Origin of the sequence: Pseudomonas sp. 28 E 9, assembly GCF_900004785.1 — a bacterium.
Classification (GTDB): Bacteria; Pseudomonadota; Gammaproteobacteria; order Pseudomonadales; family Pseudomonadaceae; genus Aquipseudomonas; species Aquipseudomonas orientalis_A.
In genome coordinates this window covers 1-16,616 of record NZ_CVTK01000044.1, presented here as the reverse complement: position 1 = coordinate 16,616, position 16,616 = coordinate 1, and the positions used below count along the sequence as shown (strand labels likewise).

The following is a 16,616-nucleotide window of genomic DNA, read 5'->3' as shown; positions in this document are numbered from 1 at the left end:
ATCAGCCTGGCGGGAGGGGCTTCTTTTTGGGTTGGCGCCGCGTCTCAGGTTTCGCCGTCGTCGAAGGTCACACTGTCTTCCCCTTCGTTGATCGGGTTTTCCGGATCTTTAACGTCTGTGGGCTGGGGCTGCGGTTTCCAGCTGCCGGAATTGACCTCGTTGGCCTTTCTCTTGGTGACAGGGCCGGTGTCCTTCCATTGGGGCGTGCCATCGACGGCCAGTGCCGGGAGCGTCGTCAGCCCCGGGCCTGCCAGTAGCATCAGACAAATAGCATATCGAACATTTCGCACAGAGGTCTCCTTCGCAGTCAATGTGTGAACGCTAGACCCGACGCACGATTCTCGCCAATCCCCAGCCGTATAGAGGACAAAGTGTGGGAGGGGGCTTGCCCCCGATAGCAGTGGGTCAGGACGTTACATGTCACTGATAGACCGCCATCGGGGGCAAGCCCCTCCCACATTTGATTGTATTTCACAGCCAAAAAAGGGCGAAGCCATGACAGCTTCACCCTTCTCTCAACCGCTAAGATCTTAATGATGCTCACCTTCCACTATCACCTGATGGCCCAATGCTGGAGCCAGGCGAGAGAGCCTTTCAAGACTATGCAGTAACGTTTTGCTTCAATATAAAGAACCCTTCGACGCGTTTCGTCGAACCCGCAATATCCACATTGAGATCAAACTTAAAAAACCCGGCTTTATCTGAAGGATTTATCATTCCAGTAATAAAACCAGACTTAACTTCAGTACTAATCCCTACTGTCCAATGCAGCACAGTGAATCCCTGACCGACAGGAACATTGACACCCCAGAAATCATACGAGTTGAATGCAAAGGTAAGACCCGTTTCACGAATACCATTTTGAGTATCCCGACCTTTAAAAATCGGTGGAATCGGTTGCGGCCCCTCTTCAAGATATACGTACTTATACTGCGGGGTTACAAGCCCCCCGCCTTCAAAACGATATTCAAAATGCCCGGTAGCATTCTGTACCTGCTCTTCCTCATGATTGACCATGATCCAATCTCCATGCTAGGTGACCTGATATAAAGCTCTGTACTTTAAAAGCCCCGAGCCAAGAACATGCCATTGAACTTCTACTTATAAGCATTGGCGGTAGGCCTCACGACGTTCTTGCCTATCTAACGGCTGAACACTATAAAAATCTACTGTCAAACTTCACAGTTGACTCTTAGCCGTTTACGAAGTAAAAAAAAGCCCTAAAGATAAAATCTGTAGGGCTTTCAGTTAGTTGCTAAAAATCAGGGGCCTAACTCAATGGTGTTCGCGCGTCGCCCGGAACTTCACATCCGGCCAACGCTCTTCCATCAGCGCCAGGTTGACCCGCGTCGGGGCCAGGTAGGTCAGGTGACCACCGCCATCCACCGCCAGGTTTTCCACGGCCTTGTTGGAAAACTCTTCCAGTTTTTTCTTATCGCTGCACTCGATCCAGCGCGCCGAATACACGGTGATCGGCTCGTAGGAGCATTCCACCTTGTATTCCTCTTTCAAGCGGCTGGCGACCACATCGAACTGCAGCACACCGACGGCGCCGAGGATGATGTCGTTGCTGCGCTCGGGGAAGAACACCTGGGTGGCGCCTTCTTCAGCCAATTGCTGCAAGCCCTGGCGCAGTTGCTTGGATTTCAGCGGGTCGCGCAGGCGTACGCGGCGGAACAGTTCCGGTGCGAAGTGCGGGATACCGGTGAAGCCCAGCGCTTCGCCTTCGGTGAAGGTGTCGCCGATCTGGATGGTGCCGTGGTTGTGCAGGCCGATGATGTCGCCGGCGTAGGCTTCTTCGAGCTGTTCACGCTCGGAGGAGAAGAACGTCAGCGCATCGCCGATGCGTACGTCCTTGCCGGTGCGCACGTGGCGCATCTTCATACCCTTTTCGTAGCGGCCGGAGCAGATACGCATGAAGGCGATACGGTCGCGGTGCTTGGGGTCCATATTTGCCTGGATCTTGAACACGAAGCCGGTGAATTTCTCTTCGACCGGTTCCACGGTACGCTCGTTGGCGACCCGGGCCAGAGGCTTGGGTGCCCAATTCACCACGGCGTCGAGCACGTGGTCGACACCGAAGTTGCCAAGGGCAGTGCCGAAGAACACCGGGGTCAACTGACCGTCGAGGAATTCCTGCTGGTTGAACTCGTGGCAGGCGCCCTGCACCAGTTCCAACTGGTCGACAAAACGGTCGTACTCGTCGCCCAGGTGGGCGCGGGCTTCGTCGGAGTCGAGCTTTTCGATGATTTTCACATCGGTGCGCTCATGCCCGTGGCCGGCGGTGTAGACGATGATGTAGTCATCGGCCAAGTGATACACGCCCTTGAAATCGCGGTAGCAACCAATCGGCCAGGTGATCGGCGCGGCCTTGATCTTCAGCACGGCTTCGATTTCATCCAGCAACTCGATGGGATCGCGGATATCGCGGTCGAGTTTGTTGATGAAGCTGACAATCGGTGTGTCGCGCAGACGACAAACGTCCATCAGCGCGATAGTGCGCGGCTCGACGCCCTTACCGCCGTCGAGGACCATCAATGCCGAGTCCACCGCAGTAAGGGTGCGGTAGGTGTCTTCGGAGAAGTCTTCGTGGCCCGGGGTGTCGAGCAGGTTGACCATATGGTCGCGATACGGGAACTGCATGACCGACGTGGTAATGGAAATACCCCGTTGCTTTTCCATTTCCATCCAGTCGGATGTCGCATGGCGGTCGGATTTACGCGATTTCACCGTGCCGGCCACCGCGATTGCCTTGCCCATCAGCAGCAGCTTTTCGGTGATGGTGGTTTTACCGGCATCGGGGTGGGAAATAATGGCGAAAGTGCGGCGTTTCGCGACTTCGGCGGCCTGGTGGGTCATGGGAAATCGCCTGGCAGGTGAGTCAAAAAAGGGCGGCGAGTATAGCGCAAACGCGAGGGTACGGACCACCGTTGAGCCCATTGGGGGTGGCTAAATGCTCCCAAGTGTGGAACCTTTTAAAAGGTAGAGACGTCCACTCCCCTGCTTACGCACTCGGAACAGGGGCTGGAAAATCAGCAAGTTAGCCTGACGAGGCTGCGCTTATGGCTCGAACTCATGCCGCTTTTGACGGCATTGGCGAGCTGCATTTCGCGATCACATTTCGCTGACAGCCAGCAATGGCTTGCCACGCGGGAATGTGTTCGTCGACAGAAGAAAAAAGGAGTCCGCCTGTGGCTATTCGCTATGGCAAAGGGCTTATGGGAGCAGCGGTTGTCGTCGCGCTCCTGGCCCTGCTGGTCCACTGGATCGGCATCAACACGATCGAACTGTACCGCGACGATTTATTGTTTTACCTGCAAGCTCATTTGATTCTCGTCCTGGTCTCCATGCTGGCCGCCCTGATTGTGGGGATCCCCGCCGGTATCCTGCTCAGTCGACCGAACATGGTCGGGCGCGCAGAACGTTTCATGCAGATTTTCAACATCGGCAACACCGTCCCTCCCCTGGCCGTACTGGCCATCGCCCTCGGCGTCCTCGGCATCGGCAGCGGCCCGGCCATCTTCGCGTTGTTTCTCGCCTCTCTCCTGCCCATCGTGCGCAACACCTACGAAGGCCTGAAAAATGTGCAGGGCTCACTCAAGGAAGCCGCCACCGGCATCGGCATGACCCCGCGCCAGGTGCTGTTTCGCGTGGAATTGCCCAACGCTGTGCCGATCATCATCGGTGGCGTGCGGGTGGCCCTGGCGATCAACGTTGGGACCGCGCCGCTGGCATTCCTGATCGGCGCCAACAGCCTGGGCAGCCTGATCTTCCCCGGCATCGCCCTGAACAACCAGCCGCAACTGCTGCTCGGCGCCGCCTGCACCGCGCTGCTCGCATTGCTGCTTGATGGCCTGGTGACCATGGCCAGCCGCCTTTGGCTGGAACGCGGGCTGCGCCCGTCTTAACGCCAGGTAAGGAATCGAGATGAAAAAACTAAGCTTGATATTAGGCTGCGTCCTGCTGTTTGCAGGTATTGCGCAAGCCGCTGAAAAACCGGTGATTCGCATCGGCGCCCGGGTGTTCACCGAACAGACCCTGCTCGCCGAAATCACTTCCCAGTACCTGCGCAGCAAGGGCTACGACGCCCGCGTGACCGGCGGCCTGGGCAGCAACCTGGCGCGCAGCGCCCAGGAAAGCGGGCAACTGGATCTGATCTGGGAATACACCGGCGTGTCGCTGGTGGCCTACAACCACATCGACGAGAAGCTCGACAGCGAACAGTCCTACGCGCGGGTCAAGGAACTCGACGCGAAAAAGGGCCTGGTCTGGCTGTCGCCATCGCGCTTCAGCAACACCTACGCCCTGGCGTTGCCCGAGAAAGTGGCTCAGGAACACCCCGAGATCAACAGCATCAGCGATCTCACCAAAGCCATGGCCGAAGACGCCAGGGATCACCGCCTGGTCGCCCTGGACACCGAGTTCGCCAACCGCTCCGACGGCCTGGCAGGCATGGTCAAGCTGTACGACATGAACCTGACGCGCAAGAACACTCGGCAGATGGACGCAGGCCTGGTCTACACCGCGTTGCGTAATGGCCAAGTGTTTGCCGGCCTGGTCTACACCACCGACGGTCGCCTGAACGCGTTCAAGTTGAAGCTGCTCGAGGACGACAAGCACTACTTCCCGGACTACACCGCCGCGCCTGTGATCCGCCAGGACTACCTCGACAAGCACCCGCAACTGGCCGCCGAGCTCAAGCCTTTGGCCACGCTGTTCGACGACCAAACCATGCGCCAGCTCAATGCGCGGGTCGACGTCGACCATGAAAGCCCGTCCGCCGTTGCCGCCGATTTCCTGCGCCAACATCCAATCAACTAACGAGGAGAAGACATGGAATTTTTGAACGCCTTTTCCCATCTTGATTGGGCCCAGGTCCTGCACCTCACCTGGCAGCACATCACCCTGGTCGGTATCGCTGTGATTCTCGCGATTGTCGTCGGTGTGCCCCTGGGCGTGCTGATGACCCGCTACCCGACCCTCGCGGGCCCCTTGCAAGCCAGCGCCACGGTATTGCTCACGGTGCCTTCCATCGCCCTGTTCGGCCTGTTGCTGCCGTTCTACTCCAGGTTCGGCCAGGGCCTGGGGCCGATGCCGGCGATTACCGCCGTGTTCCTCTACTCCCTGTTGCCGATCATGCGCAATACCTACCTGGCGCTCACCGGTGTCGAGCCGGGCATTCGCGAGGCGGCCAAAGGCATCGGCATGACCTTCGGCCAGCGCCTGCGCATGGTCGAGCTGCCGATTGCCGTGCCGGTGATCCTCGCCGGCGTACGCACCGCCGTGGTGATGAACATTGGTGTGATGACCATCGCCGCCACCATCGGCGCCGGTGGCCTGGGTGTACTTATTCTGGCTTCCATCAGCCGCAGCGACATGTCGATGCTGATTGTCGGCGCCGTGCTGGTCAGTCTCCTGGCCATCTTCGCCGACCTGCTTCTGCAATGGCTGCAACGCTCGCTGACTCCAAAAGGATTGCTCAAATGATCGAACTTCAAAACCTGTCCAAGACTTTTCAAAGCAACGGCAAGACTGTCACCGCCGTCAACGATGTAAGCCTGACCGTCAACGAAGGCGAAATTTGCGTATTTCTCGGCCCGTCGGGCTGCGGCAAGAGTACGACGCTGAAGATGATCAACCGTCTGATCAAGCCTTCCTCGGGCAAGATCCTGATCAACGGCGAAGACACCACCGACCTGGACGAAGTGACCCTGCGTCGCAACATCGGCTACGTGATCCAGCAGATCGGCCTGTTCCCGAACATGACCATCGAAGAAAACATCGTGGTGGTGCCCAAGCTGCTCGGCTGGGACAAGCAGAAATGCCACGACCGCGCCCGCGAACTGATGAGCATGATCAAGCTCGAACCCAAGCAGTACCTGCACCGCTACCCGCGTGAATTGTCGGGTGGCCAGCAACAGCGCATCGGCGTGATTCGTGCCCTGGCGGCCGATGCGCCGTTGCTGCTGATGGATGAACCGTTCGGCGCGGTCGACCCGATCAATCGCGAGATGATCCAGAACGAGTTCTTCGAAATGCAGCGTGCGCTGAACAAGACCGTGATCATGGTCAGCCACGACATCGACGAGGCCATCAAGCTGGGCGACAAGATTGCGATCTTCCGCGCCGGCAAGCTGCTGCAGATCGACCACCCGGACACGCTGCTGGCGCACCCGGCGGACGAGTTCGTCAGCAACTTCGTCGGCCAGGACAGTACCCTCAAGCGCCTGTTGCTGGTCAAGGCCGAAGACGCGGCGGACAACGCGCCGTCGGTGAGCCCGGAAACCCCGGTGGCCGATGCGCTGGAACTGATGGACGAGCACGACCGCCGCTATGTGGTGGTCACCTGCGCCGAGAACAAGGCGCTGGGCTATGTACGCCGTCGCGACCTGCACCGTCAGACCGGTACCTGCGGCCAATACCTGCGCGAGTTCAACGCCACGGCGGCGTATGACGAGCATTTGCGCATCCTGCTGTCGCGCATGTACGAGTTCAACCGTTCATGGTTGCCGGTGATGGATGCCGAGCGGGTGTTCCTGGGCGAGGTGACCCAGGAGTCGATTGCCGAGTACCTGAGTTCCGGCAAGTCCCGTGGCGGCAAGACCAGTATCGTCTCCCCGGCCGAGACCGCTCTGGCCTGACCTGACGCGACACAGGTCAAAATGTGGGAGGGGGCTTGCCCCCGATGAGGGTGGGTCAGTTGATAACTATTTAACTGAGCCACCGCCATCGGGGGCAAGCCCCCTCCCACATTTGCCCCCCAGGGTGTCAGTGAAATACAGTCGATTTTCCCCATCCGGGGAACATCAATCCGTCACACCGGTCGGTTACATAAGTAGCTGCACGGGGTCGCGCGACGAACGCGTGCAAAAACGCGACATTTTTAGTTGATCCCACGCCCATCAAGCCCTAAAGTTCGCGCCGAACGTCCATGCTGGAAACGATCCATCCGGCTCAAGTACTGACGACGAGACAGCAAGGCCAAGGGACGCGTATCCCATGGCCTTTTTGCTTTCGGCGACATGCCTTGGGAAGTAGGCGAACCAAAGTGGGGATACGGAGGACGTTCATTTGCACCCATTGATTAATACAGTTTGCCCTTAGGAGTTCCCAGCATGTCGATCAACGTCGAAGATTATTTCGCGCGCGCCACCTTTGACAAAATGAAGGCGTTCGCCGACAAACAGGAAACCCCGTTCGTGGTGATCGACACCGCGATGATCAGCCAGGCCTACGATGACCTGCGCGCCGGTTTCGAATTCGCCAAGGTGTATTACGCGGTCAAGGCCAACCCGGCCGTCGAGATCATCGACCTGTTGAAAGACAAGGGTTCGAGCTTCGACATCGCCTCGATCTACGAGCTGGACAAGGTCATGGACCGTGGCGTCAGCGCGGACCGTATCAGCTACGGCAACACCATCAAGAAATCCAGGGACATCCGCTACTTCTACGAGAAGGGCGTGCGCCTGTTCTCCACCGACTCCGAAGCCGACCTGCGCAACATCGCCAAGGCCGCGCCGGGTTCGAAAGTGTATGTGCGCATTCTCACCGAAGGCTCGACCACGGCCGACTGGCCTTTGTCGCGCAAGTTCGGCTGCCAGACCGACATGGCCATGGACCTGCTGATCCTCGCCCGTGACCTGGGCCTGGTGCCCTACGGCATCTCGTTCCACGTCGGTTCCCAGCAGCGCGACATCAGCGTGTGGGACGCGGCGATCGCCAAGGTCAAAGTGATCTTCGAACGCCTGAAGGAAGAAGACGGCATCGAGTTGAAGTTGATCAACATGGGCGGTGGCTTCCCGGCCAACTACATCACCCGCACCAACAGCCTGGAAACCTACGCTGAAGAAATCATCCGCTTCCTCAAGGAAGACTTCGGTGACGACCTGCCGGAAATCATTCTGGAGCCGGGCCGTTCGTTGATCGCCAACGCCGGTATCCTGGTCAGCGAAGTGGTGCTGGTAGCGCGCAAATCGCGTACCGCCGTCGAGCGTTGGGTTTACACGGATGTGGGCAAGTTCTCCGGCCTGATCGAAACCATGGACGAAGCCATCAAGTTCCCGATCTGGACCGAGAAGAAAGGCGAGATGGAAGAAGTGGTCATCGCAGGTCCCACCTGCGACAGCGCCGACATCATGTACGAAAACTACAAGTACGGCCTGCCGCTGAACCTGGCGATTGGCGATCGCTTGTACTGGCTGTCGACCGGCGCCTACACCACCAGCTACAGCGCGGTAGAATTCAATGGGTTTCCGCCGTTGAAATCGTTTTACGTGTAAGACGGCTGCAACTAAAAAGCCCATGACGTTTCATGGGCTTTTTTGTGCGTGCTCCGAAGTTTCAGCAGTCCGCGCGAACGTGCCATAACCGTAAAACATAGTGTCGACGCGTCAAGCGACTGCGCTCTTGCTCTTGATCGACCCAATCGGCAAGCGCTTGCTTTGACCACCCATCCACGTGAGCGATCCATCCGCGCGGCCATCAGCACGTTCTCCATCAAGCACAACAAGCCCCACGCATCAGATGCGCGGGGCTTTTGCGTGTTTTTCGGCAACTCACGGCATAATGCGCGCCGTGACACCTATATCCAGCTAAGCGAGGCGCTTTGACGTGTTGAAGAAAACCCTGTTTCAGTTGCATTGGTTCTTCGGCATCACGGCCGGGCTGGTGCTGGCCTTGATGGGGATCACCGGGGCTGCGTACTCGTTCCAGGATGAAATCCTGCGCGCGCTCAACCCCACGGTACTGAACGTGCAGAAGCGCGAAGCCGGCGTGCTGCCGCCCGCCGAGTTGGTGCGCAAGCTGGAAGCCGCCGAAGGCAAGCGCGTGGCCATGCTGTGGGTGGAAGACCACAGCGGCAAAGCCGCCCGCGTGTCCTTTACCCCGCCGCCAGGCGAGCAGCGTGGCCCGTTGCGTTACTTCGATCCGTATACCGGCGACTACCTGAGTGACGCCGTCGGCCAGGATGTGTTCGGCTTCATCCTGCAGTTGCACCGCTTCCTCGCCATCGGCGACACCGGCCGCAACATCACTGGCGCCTGCACCCTGATCCTGCTGTTCTTCTGCCTTTCCGGCCTGTACCTGCGCTGGCCGCGCCAGGTCAGGAACTGGCGTGTATGGCTGACCCTGGACTGGCGTAAAAAGGGCCGCAGCTTCAATTGGGATTTGCACTCGGTGTTCGGCACCTGGTGCCTGCTGCTTTATCTGCTGGCAGCGCTGACCGGGCTGTATTGGTCCTACGACTGGTACAACCGTGGCGTGACCCAACTGCTGTCCGACGCGCCGCAGAACGAGCGCATGCGCAAGCGCGGCCCGCCACCCGCAGGCCCTGCGCCTGCGGCCAACTACGAAGCGATCTGGAGCAGCATCTACAGCAATGCAGGCCCTGGCTTGAGCGCCTATAACATCCGCCTGCCGGCCGTCGCCGGGCAACCGGCCACCGTGTATTACCTGCTCGACAGCTCGCCCCATGACCGCGCGCTGAACCAGATCAACCTCGACCCGGCCACCGGCGAGGTCACGGCCCATGAGCGTTACGCCAGCAAGAGCCTCAAGGCGCAGTTGCTGACCAGTGTCTATGCGCTGCACACCGGCAGTTATTTCGGGCTGGTGGGGCGAATTGTGCTCACGGTGAGCGCGCTGCTCATGCCCTTGTTCTTTATCACCGGCTGGCTGCTGTACCTGGACCGTCGCCGCAAAAAACGCCAGGTGCGTGACGCGCGCAAAGGCCTGGTGGCAAGCCACGACGACGCGCCGGCCTGGTTGATCGGCTTTGCCAGCCAGAGCGGCTTTGCCGAACAGTTGGCCTGGCAGACCGCCGGGCAATTGCAGGCCGCAGGGCTTGGGGTGAAGGTGCAGCCCCTGGGCAGCGTCAGCCGCGATGACCTCAGTCAGGCGCAACAGGCGTTGTTCGTGGTCAGTACATTCGGTGACGGCGAAGCGCCCGACAGCGCCCGTGGCTTTGAGCGCAGCGTGCTCGGTCAGGACCTGTCGCTCAAAGGCTTGAACTACTCGGTGCTGGCCCTGGGCGACCGCCAGTACGCGCACTTTTGCGGTTTTGCGAGGCGCCTGCACTTCTGGCTGACCCATCAGGGCGGCAACCCGCTGTTTGCGCCGGTGGAAGTCGACAGTGGCGACACCGAGGCCTTGCTGACCTGGCAACAACAACTCGGCCAGCTCACCGGTCACGCGCCGGCAGCGGCGTGGCAGACGGCCCGGTTTGAACACTGGACCTTGAGTCAACGCACCCTGCTCAACCCGGACAGCGTCGGCGCTCCCGTGTACCTGCTGGGCCTCACGCCACCCTCGCCCAGCAGTTGGCTGGCCGGTGATCTGGTGGAAATCCTGCCGCGCAATGGCCCACGGGCCGTCGAGCACTTCCTGGAAGGGCTGGGCCTGGCCGGCGGCGACGGCGTGTTGATCGAAGGCCTGGCGCAAACGCTGGACCAGGCCCTGGCCACACGCCAACTGCCGGACAACCGCACCCACCTGGTCGGCCTGCATGCCCAGGCACTGGTGGATGCGCTGGTGCCGCCGGGCATGCGCGAATACTCGATCGCCTCGATTGCCAGTGATGGCGTGCTGGAGCTGATCGTGCGCCAGGAGCGTCATCCGGACGGCAGCCTGGGCCTGGGCTCCGGTTGGCTGACTGAACACGCCGCCGTAGGCTCGAGCATCAGCCTGCGCCTGCGCCGCAACAGCGGCTTCCATCTGCCCGAGGCGCCCGTGCCGCTGATCCTGCTGGGCAACGGCACCGGCCTGGCCGGCCTGCGCAGCCTGCTCAAGGCGCGCATTGCCGACGGTCGGCAGCGTAACTGGCTGCTGTTCGGCGAACGCCATATCGCCCACGACTACCTGTGCCGGGAAGAACTGCAAGGCTGGCTGGCCAGTGGCGACCTGGCCCTGCTGGACCTGGCGTTCTCGCGGGACCAGGCGGAAAAAATCTACGTGCAGGATCGCCTGCGCGAATCCGCCGACGTGCTGCGCAAATGGCTGGCCGACGGTGCGGTGATTTATGTATGCGGCAGTTTGCAGGGCATGGCCACGGGTGTGGACCAGGCGCTGGTGGACATCCTCGGCAGTGAAGCGGTGGAGCGCCTGATCGAACAAGGCCGCTATCGTCGGGATGTGTACTGATCAATGTGGGAGGGGCTTAAGGCTTTTTGTAGGAGCGAGCTTGCTCGCGAAAAACTCACAGGCACCGCGTTCATTCAGAAAACACGCGTTATCGTTGACGTTTTTCGCGAGCAAGCTCGCTCCTACAGTTTTCAGGCGGGTTGCAGCTTCTGTTCGAACACTGAAAGCCCATCCAAGTCTCGCAGGATCACGGTCAACTCCGCCGTCTGCCCATCAATCTGCACCTCGCCGAAAAACTGAAACCCGGCAAACGGCGAGGTGTTCTGCGCCGGTGGTGCCTTCTCGAACACCACCTCGGGCCCGAAGGTCTTGTCCAACGGATTGGGCCCGAAGCTCCCCGCATTCAACGGCCCCGCGACGAACTCCCAGAACGGTTCGAAATCCTGGAACGCCGCCCGGTCCGGGTGATAGTGATGCGCCGCGCAATAGTGCACGTCAGCGGTCAGCCATACATGGTTACGGACCTTGTGCGCGCGCAGGAACCCCAGCAACTCGGCAATTTCCAGCTCACGCCCCTGGGCCGGGCCGGGATCGCCGTTGGCAATCGCTTCCCAGCGCGGCACGCCGGGGCTGACTTCACCGTCGGGCACGCCCAGACCGATAGGCATGTCGGCTGCGACCACTTTCCACTGCGCCTGGGACGCCTTGAGTTCGCGCTTGAGCCAGTCCAGTTGCTCGCGGCCGAGGAAGGGCTTTTCGCCGCCCAGATTGTCGTCGTTCGGGCCGCGATAACTGCGCATGTCCAGCACGAACACATCCAGCAGCGGACCATAACCGAGCTTGCGATAAATTCGCCCGCCCGCGTCGGCGCTTTGCCGGCGCATCGGTGAATATTCCAGCCAGGCCTGGCGCGCACGGCCGACCAGGGTGTTGATGTCGCGAGTCTGGTAGCGCTCATCCAGCTGTTTACTCGACGACCAGTTGTTGATCACCTCGTGATCGTCCCACTGCCAGATCTGCGGCACCTCGGCATTGAAGCGCCGCACGTTTTCATCCAGCAGGTTGTAGCGGTAATTGCCGCGATATTCATCCAGGGTTTCGGCGACTTTGCTCTTGGCTTCGGTGGTGATGTTGCGCCAGATGCGTCCACCTTCGGTGGCCAGTTGCGCCGGCACCGGGCCGTCGGCGTAGATAGTGTCGCCGCTGTGGATAAAGAAGTCCGGCAGGCGCAGGCGCATGGCTTCATAGATGCGCATGCCGCCGATGTCCGGGTTGATGCCGAAGCCTTGCCCGACAGTGTCGCCACTCCACACAAAACGGATGTCGCGACGCTGTTGCGGCACGCTGCGCAGGTGGCCGAACCACGGCTCGCTGGCGATGCCGGTCTGGGCGTCTTCGAAATGCACGCGGTAGAAAATCGCCTGGTCGGCGGGCAACCCGGTGAGTTCGACGCGGGCGGTAAAATCACTGCGGTTGTCGGCCAGGGGCGAGACGAATCGGCGTGGGTTGCTGAACACACTGCGGGTGTCCCACTCCACCACCATCCGCGCCGGGCGGTCGCTGCGGCTCCAGATCATCGCGCGGTCACCGAGCACATCGCCTGATTGCACGCCATCGTTGAGCAGCGGGCGGTCCTTGACCGACGCAATCACCGCCGGCGCCAGGCCCGGCAACAACAGGCCCGCGCCGACAGCTTGCATCACGCGGCGACGGCCGAGATCGAAATGGCTCATGCGTGTGCCCTCTTGAGTATCAAAAGGGCCACTTAAGCACGGGCGGATGAAGCAGATATGACACCGCCCTTTACCGCCAATGCAAATCCAAATGTGGGAGGGGGCAAGCCCCCTCCCACATTTTTTCCGCGTCAGGCAGTGACGGCCAACTCAGCCGCTTCCGGCCGCTTGATCAGCGCATACACCACACCGGTCAGCACACTGCCGGCCACAATCGCCAGCAGATACAGCAGCGCATGATTCATCGCGTTCGGAATCACCAACACGAACAACCCGCCGTGGGGCGCGGCCAGTTTGCAGCCGAAGTACATCGACAGCGCGCCGGTCAATGCGCCACCGGCGATGCTGGCCGGGATCACGCGCAATGGGTCCTTGGCGGCAAACGGAATCGCGCCTTCGGAGATAAAGCACAGGCCGAGAATCATCGCGGCCTTGCCGGCTTCGCGTTCAGTCTGGGCGAACTTGCGTCGGGCCAGGAACGTCGCGATGCCCATGCCAATCGGCGGCACCATGCCGGCGGCCATGGTCGCGGCCATCGGCGCCCCGCTCGATGCCGCCAGCAGGCCGACGGAAAACGCGTACGCCGCCTTGTTGATCGGCCCGCCCAGGTCGACACACATCATGCCGCCCAACAGGATGCCCAACAGCACCGCGTTGGTGGTGCCCATGGTGCTGAGAAAATCCGTCAGCCCGGTCAGCAAGCGCGCCACCGGTGGGCCAACCAGATAGATCATGGCAAGCCCGGTGAACAAACTGGCCAGCAACGGGATGATCAGGATCGGCTTGAGCGCCTCCAGGCTTTGCGGCAGGCGCACTGCCCGCGAGATCAGCTTGACGCTGTAGCCGGCCAGGAAACCGGCGAAGATCCCGCCAATGAACCCGGCGCCCAGCGTGCCCGCCAGCAGGCCGCCGATCATGCCCGGCGCCAGGCCGGGGCGATCAGCAATCGAGTAGGCGATGTAGCCGGCGAGCAACGGCACCATCAGCATGAACGCCTGGTCGCCGACGGTTTTCAGCGCCGCCGCCAGGGTGCCTTTTTCTTCGAAGGCATGAATGCCGAACACAAAGGACAAGGCGATCAACAAACCGCCCGCCACCACCATCGGCAACATGAACGACACCCCGGTGAGCAGGTGTTTGTACACGCCGGTTTTTTCCGACTTGGCCACTGCGCCGCTGCCGGCGCTTTCCACCGCGCCTTCGGCCAGCGCCTTGTTGAGCGTGGCTTCCGATTGCTTGAGGGCAATACCGGTGCCGCAGCGGTAGATCTTCTTGCCGGCGAAGCGCTCGGTGGCGACTTCGATATCCGCCGCCAGCAGCACCACGTCGGCGTCGGCGATGGCCTGCGGACTCAACGGCGTGCGCGCACCGACCGAGCCCTGGGTCTCGACCTGCAAGTCGTAGCCCAGGCGCTTGGCCGTCTGCTGCAGGGCCTCGGCGGCCATGAACGTATGGGCAACGCCGGTCGGGCAAGCGGTAATCGCGACAATGCGCGGGGCATTCCCGGCCGGTGCCTCGGTCGCCACGTACACCTGCGCCTCCTCGGCGCCCCGACGCAAGACCGCGTCGACATCCGCCAGCGCCTGGGCCGGCGTGCTCTGGAACACGCGCTTGCCGACAAAACGCTGCATATCCAGCGGCGTGCTGCTGACCAGCAACACCCATTCGGCGTCATCGAGGGTCGCCTGGGACAGCTGGCTCTCCGGGCGTTGCACGTCCACCACTTCGACACTGGTGCTCCAGCCCTGGCGCTGTGCAGCGGCGTCCAGCAAGCGGGCGCACAGCACACTGGTGACCATGCCGTTCGGGCAGGCGGTAACAATGGCTAACTTCATCACAAACCCTCTTATTGTTCTGTCAGCGTGCGCACATCGACGCCGCTTTCGAGACGCGCCAACTGCGCGTCATCGCTGATGCCGAAACCGATCTGCGTCACCGCCATCGCGGCAATCGCCGTGGCGCGGCGCAGGGTCTGCTCGGGCGCTTCGTCGCGCAGCAGGCCGTGGAGCATGCCCGCCAGCAGCGAATCGCCGGCGCCTACGGTGCTGGCCACCGTCACCTTGGGCGGCGTGGCCTGCAGGGTCGCCCCCGAGCTGTACCAGCTCACGCCGGCAGCACCGTCCGAGACCACCACATGTTCCACGCCCTGTTGATGCAACTGGCGGATGGCATCGGTGGCGTTGTCCAGCGCCTGGGCGAGCTCTTCAGTATTGGGCTTGACCATCCAGGGGCCCGCCTTCAACCCGGCGCGCAAGGCTTCGCCGCTGGTGTCCAGGGCCACTTTCAAACCGAGGTTTTTCAATTGCTCGATCAGTGCCTGAAACCATTGCGGGCTGACGCCACGCGGCAAGCTGCCGGCGACCACCACCGCGTCGAAGTCAGGGCCGATCAGCGCAAGTCGCTTGAGCAGTTCGGCTTGCGCCTGCTCGCTCACCAGCGGCCCCGGCGCGTTGATGTCGGTCACCCGGCCATCCTGTTCGGCAATCTTGATATTGCTGCGGGTTTCCCCCGGCACGCGAACGAACGCGTCGCCAAACCCACGGTGGGCGATCAGTGCTTCGAACGCCTGCGGGTTGTCTTCACCGAGAAAGCCGCCCACGGTCACCGCGTGGCCGAGGTCCGCCAGTACCTGCGCCACGTTCACGCCCTTGCCGGCGGCATGGGTGATGAGCGTTTCGCTGCGGTTGACTGCACCGGGTTCCAGGCGCGCCAGGCGTACCGTGAGGTCCAACGCCGGGTTCAGCGTCAGGGTCAAAATCCTTGCCATTTACACGGCCTCCACTAGAGCACGTACTTCGGCGGGCGAGCCCACCGCGAGTGCCTGTTGCGCCAGGCCCCGGGCCTGGCTCAGGCTGAATTCACGCACCCGCGCCTTCACTTCGGGGATGCTGCGGGCCGACACGCTCAGCTCGTCCACACCCAGGCCAATCAACACCGGCACCGCCAGCGGGTCCGCCGCCAGCTCGCCGCACACGCCGACCCATTTGCCATGGGCATGGGCGGCACGCACGGTGATGTCGATCAGTTGCAGCACGGCCGGGTGCAGGCCATCGGCCTGGGCCGACAGCGTCGGGTGCCCACGGTCGATGGCCAGGGTGTATTGGGTCAGGTCGTTGGTGCCGACGCTGAAAAAGTCGACTTCCCGGGCGAGTACCGGCGCCAGCAGCGCGGCCGACGGCACTTCGATCATGATCCCCAGTTGCAGGTCGGCCACCGGGATTTCCAGGCGCAGACGCTCGGTCATGTCCCGGGCCGCGCGCCATTCATCCACGCTGCCGACCATGGGGAACATGATGCGCAACGGCCGGTTGTCCGCCGAACGCAACAGCGCGCGCAGTTGCGCTTCCATGATCTGCGGGCGTTGCAGGGTCAGGCGAATGCCGCGCACGCCGAGGAAGGGATTTTCTTCCTCGGCAATCGGCCAGTACGGCAGCGGTTTATCGCCGCCCACATCGAGGGTGCGCACCACCAGCGGGCGCCCGTCGAGACCGTCGAGTACGCGGCGGTATTCGGCTTCCTGGGTGGCTTCGTCCGGCGCTTGCGGGTGGGCCATGAAAATCAGCTCGGTGCGTAACAGGCCGATGCCCTCGGCGCCCTGCTCTACCGCTGCGGCCACTCCGGCGCTTTCGCCGATATTGGCAAACACTTCCACCGCGTGGCCGTCGCGGGTCAGCGCCGGTTCATGACGTTGCGCAGAGGCGGCTTGCAGGCGTTGCTCGCGAGTGTCGCGCTCGACGGTCGCGCGTTGCAGGGTGGCCGCATCGGGGTCGACGTGCAGGCGGCCGCGCTGGCCGTCGAGCAACAAGG

13 protein-coding genes and 1 pseudogene are annotated in these 16,616 nt (G+C 61.6%); 6 read left to right on the top strand and 8 right to left on the bottom strand.

Annotated elements, in window-relative coordinates; genetic code table 11:
* Positions 1-44 precede the first annotated feature (44 nt).
* The 3 genes from BFQ00_RS12710 to BFQ00_RS12700 form a co-directional block, all read right to left on the bottom strand.
* The gene (locus tag BFQ00_RS12710; RefSeq protein ID WP_065883640.1) at positions 45-290 is read right to left on the bottom strand and encodes a hypothetical protein; all 246 of its coding nucleotides are present in this window, start codon (positions 288-290) and stop codon (positions 45-47) included.
* Positions 291-600: 310 nt separating this feature from the next.
* Positions 601-1,017: a hypothetical protein gene (locus BFQ00_RS29160; RefSeq protein ID WP_130184127.1), complete on the bottom strand. Its 417-nt coding sequence runs from the start codon at positions 1,015-1,017 to the stop codon at positions 601-603.
* Positions 1,018-1,275: 258 nt separating this feature from the next.
* Positions 1,276-2,859: a peptide chain release factor 3 gene (locus tag BFQ00_RS12700; RefSeq protein WP_065883636.1), complete on the bottom strand. Its 1,584-nt coding sequence runs from the start codon at positions 2,857-2,859 to the stop codon at positions 1,276-1,278.
* A gap of 359 nt (positions 2,860-3,218) precedes the next feature.
* On the opposite strand from BFQ00_RS12700, the gene BFQ00_RS12695 reads away from it, so the two are divergent.
* The 5 genes from BFQ00_RS12695 (at position 3,219) to BFQ00_RS12675 (ending at position 8,279) form a co-directional block, all read left to right on the top strand.
* Positions 3,219-3,908, top strand: a complete 690-nt coding sequence (locus BFQ00_RS12695) for an ABC transporter permease (RefSeq protein ID WP_170827556.1) — start codon at positions 3,219-3,221, stop codon at positions 3,906-3,908.
* Positions 3,909-3,927: 19 nt separating this feature from the next.
* Entirely contained in the window at positions 3,928-4,821 is an 894-nt protein-coding gene (locus BFQ00_RS12690; protein ID WP_065933718.1) for a glycine betaine ABC transporter substrate-binding protein, read from the top strand.
* A gap of 12 nt (positions 4,822-4,833) precedes the next feature.
* Entirely contained in the window at positions 4,834-5,487 is a 654-nt protein-coding gene (locus BFQ00_RS12685) for an ABC transporter permease (protein ID WP_065933717.1), read from the top strand.
* A complete protein-coding gene (locus tag BFQ00_RS12680) occupies positions 5,484-6,641 on the top strand; it encodes an osmoprotectant ABC transporter ATP-binding protein OsmV (protein WP_005784718.1) in 1,158 nt (385 codons plus the stop codon). Before BFQ00_RS12685 ends, BFQ00_RS12680 begins: the two co-directional genes overlap by 4 nt.
* 474 nt (positions 6,642-7,115) lie before the next feature.
* Positions 7,116-8,279 carry a type III PLP-dependent enzyme gene (locus BFQ00_RS12675; protein WP_057013866.1) on the top strand — a complete coding sequence of 388 codons (1,164 nt, stop codon included), beginning with the start codon at positions 7,116-7,118 and terminating at the stop codon, positions 8,277-8,279.
* A gap of 106 nt (positions 8,280-8,385) precedes the next feature.
* On the opposite strand, the pseudogene BFQ00_RS30030 reads toward BFQ00_RS12675, so the two are convergent.
* Positions 8,386-8,497 (bottom strand): annotated as a pseudogene (locus BFQ00_RS30030) (CopG family ribbon-helix-helix protein); the annotation flags it as partial.
* 113 nt (positions 8,498-8,610) lie between these two features.
* Between BFQ00_RS30030 and BFQ00_RS12670 the strand changes: the two are divergent.
* Complete coding sequence (locus BFQ00_RS12670; RefSeq protein WP_065933716.1) at positions 8,611-11,136, top strand: PepSY domain-containing protein; 2,526 nt, start codon at positions 8,611-8,613, stop codon at positions 11,134-11,136.
* Positions 11,137-11,267: 131 nt separating this feature from the next.
* On the opposite strand, the gene BFQ00_RS12665 is transcribed toward BFQ00_RS12670, so the two are convergent.
* From BFQ00_RS12665 to ptsP, 4 genes are all read right to left on the bottom strand, one after another.
* Positions 11,268-12,809 (bottom strand): alkaline phosphatase D family protein, encoded by a 1,542-nt coding sequence (locus BFQ00_RS12665; protein ID WP_065933715.1) that lies wholly within the window; start codon positions 12,807-12,809, stop codon positions 11,268-11,270.
* 131 nt (positions 12,810-12,940) lie between these two features.
* Positions 12,941-14,644: a PTS fructose-like transporter subunit IIB gene (locus BFQ00_RS12660; protein ID WP_065933714.1), complete on the bottom strand. Its 1,704-nt coding sequence runs from the start codon at positions 14,642-14,644 to the stop codon at positions 12,941-12,943.
* A gap of 11 nt (positions 14,645-14,655) precedes the next feature.
* Positions 14,656-15,576, bottom strand: coding sequence for a 1-phosphofructokinase (pfkB, locus tag BFQ00_RS12655; protein ID WP_065893651.1), 921 nt, complete (start codon positions 15,574-15,576; stop codon positions 14,656-14,658).
* Positions 15,577-16,616, bottom strand: a 1,040-nt coding sequence (gene ptsP / locus BFQ00_RS12650; RefSeq protein ID WP_065933713.1) for a phosphoenolpyruvate--protein phosphotransferase, incomplete at its 5' end; no start/stop codon positions are given.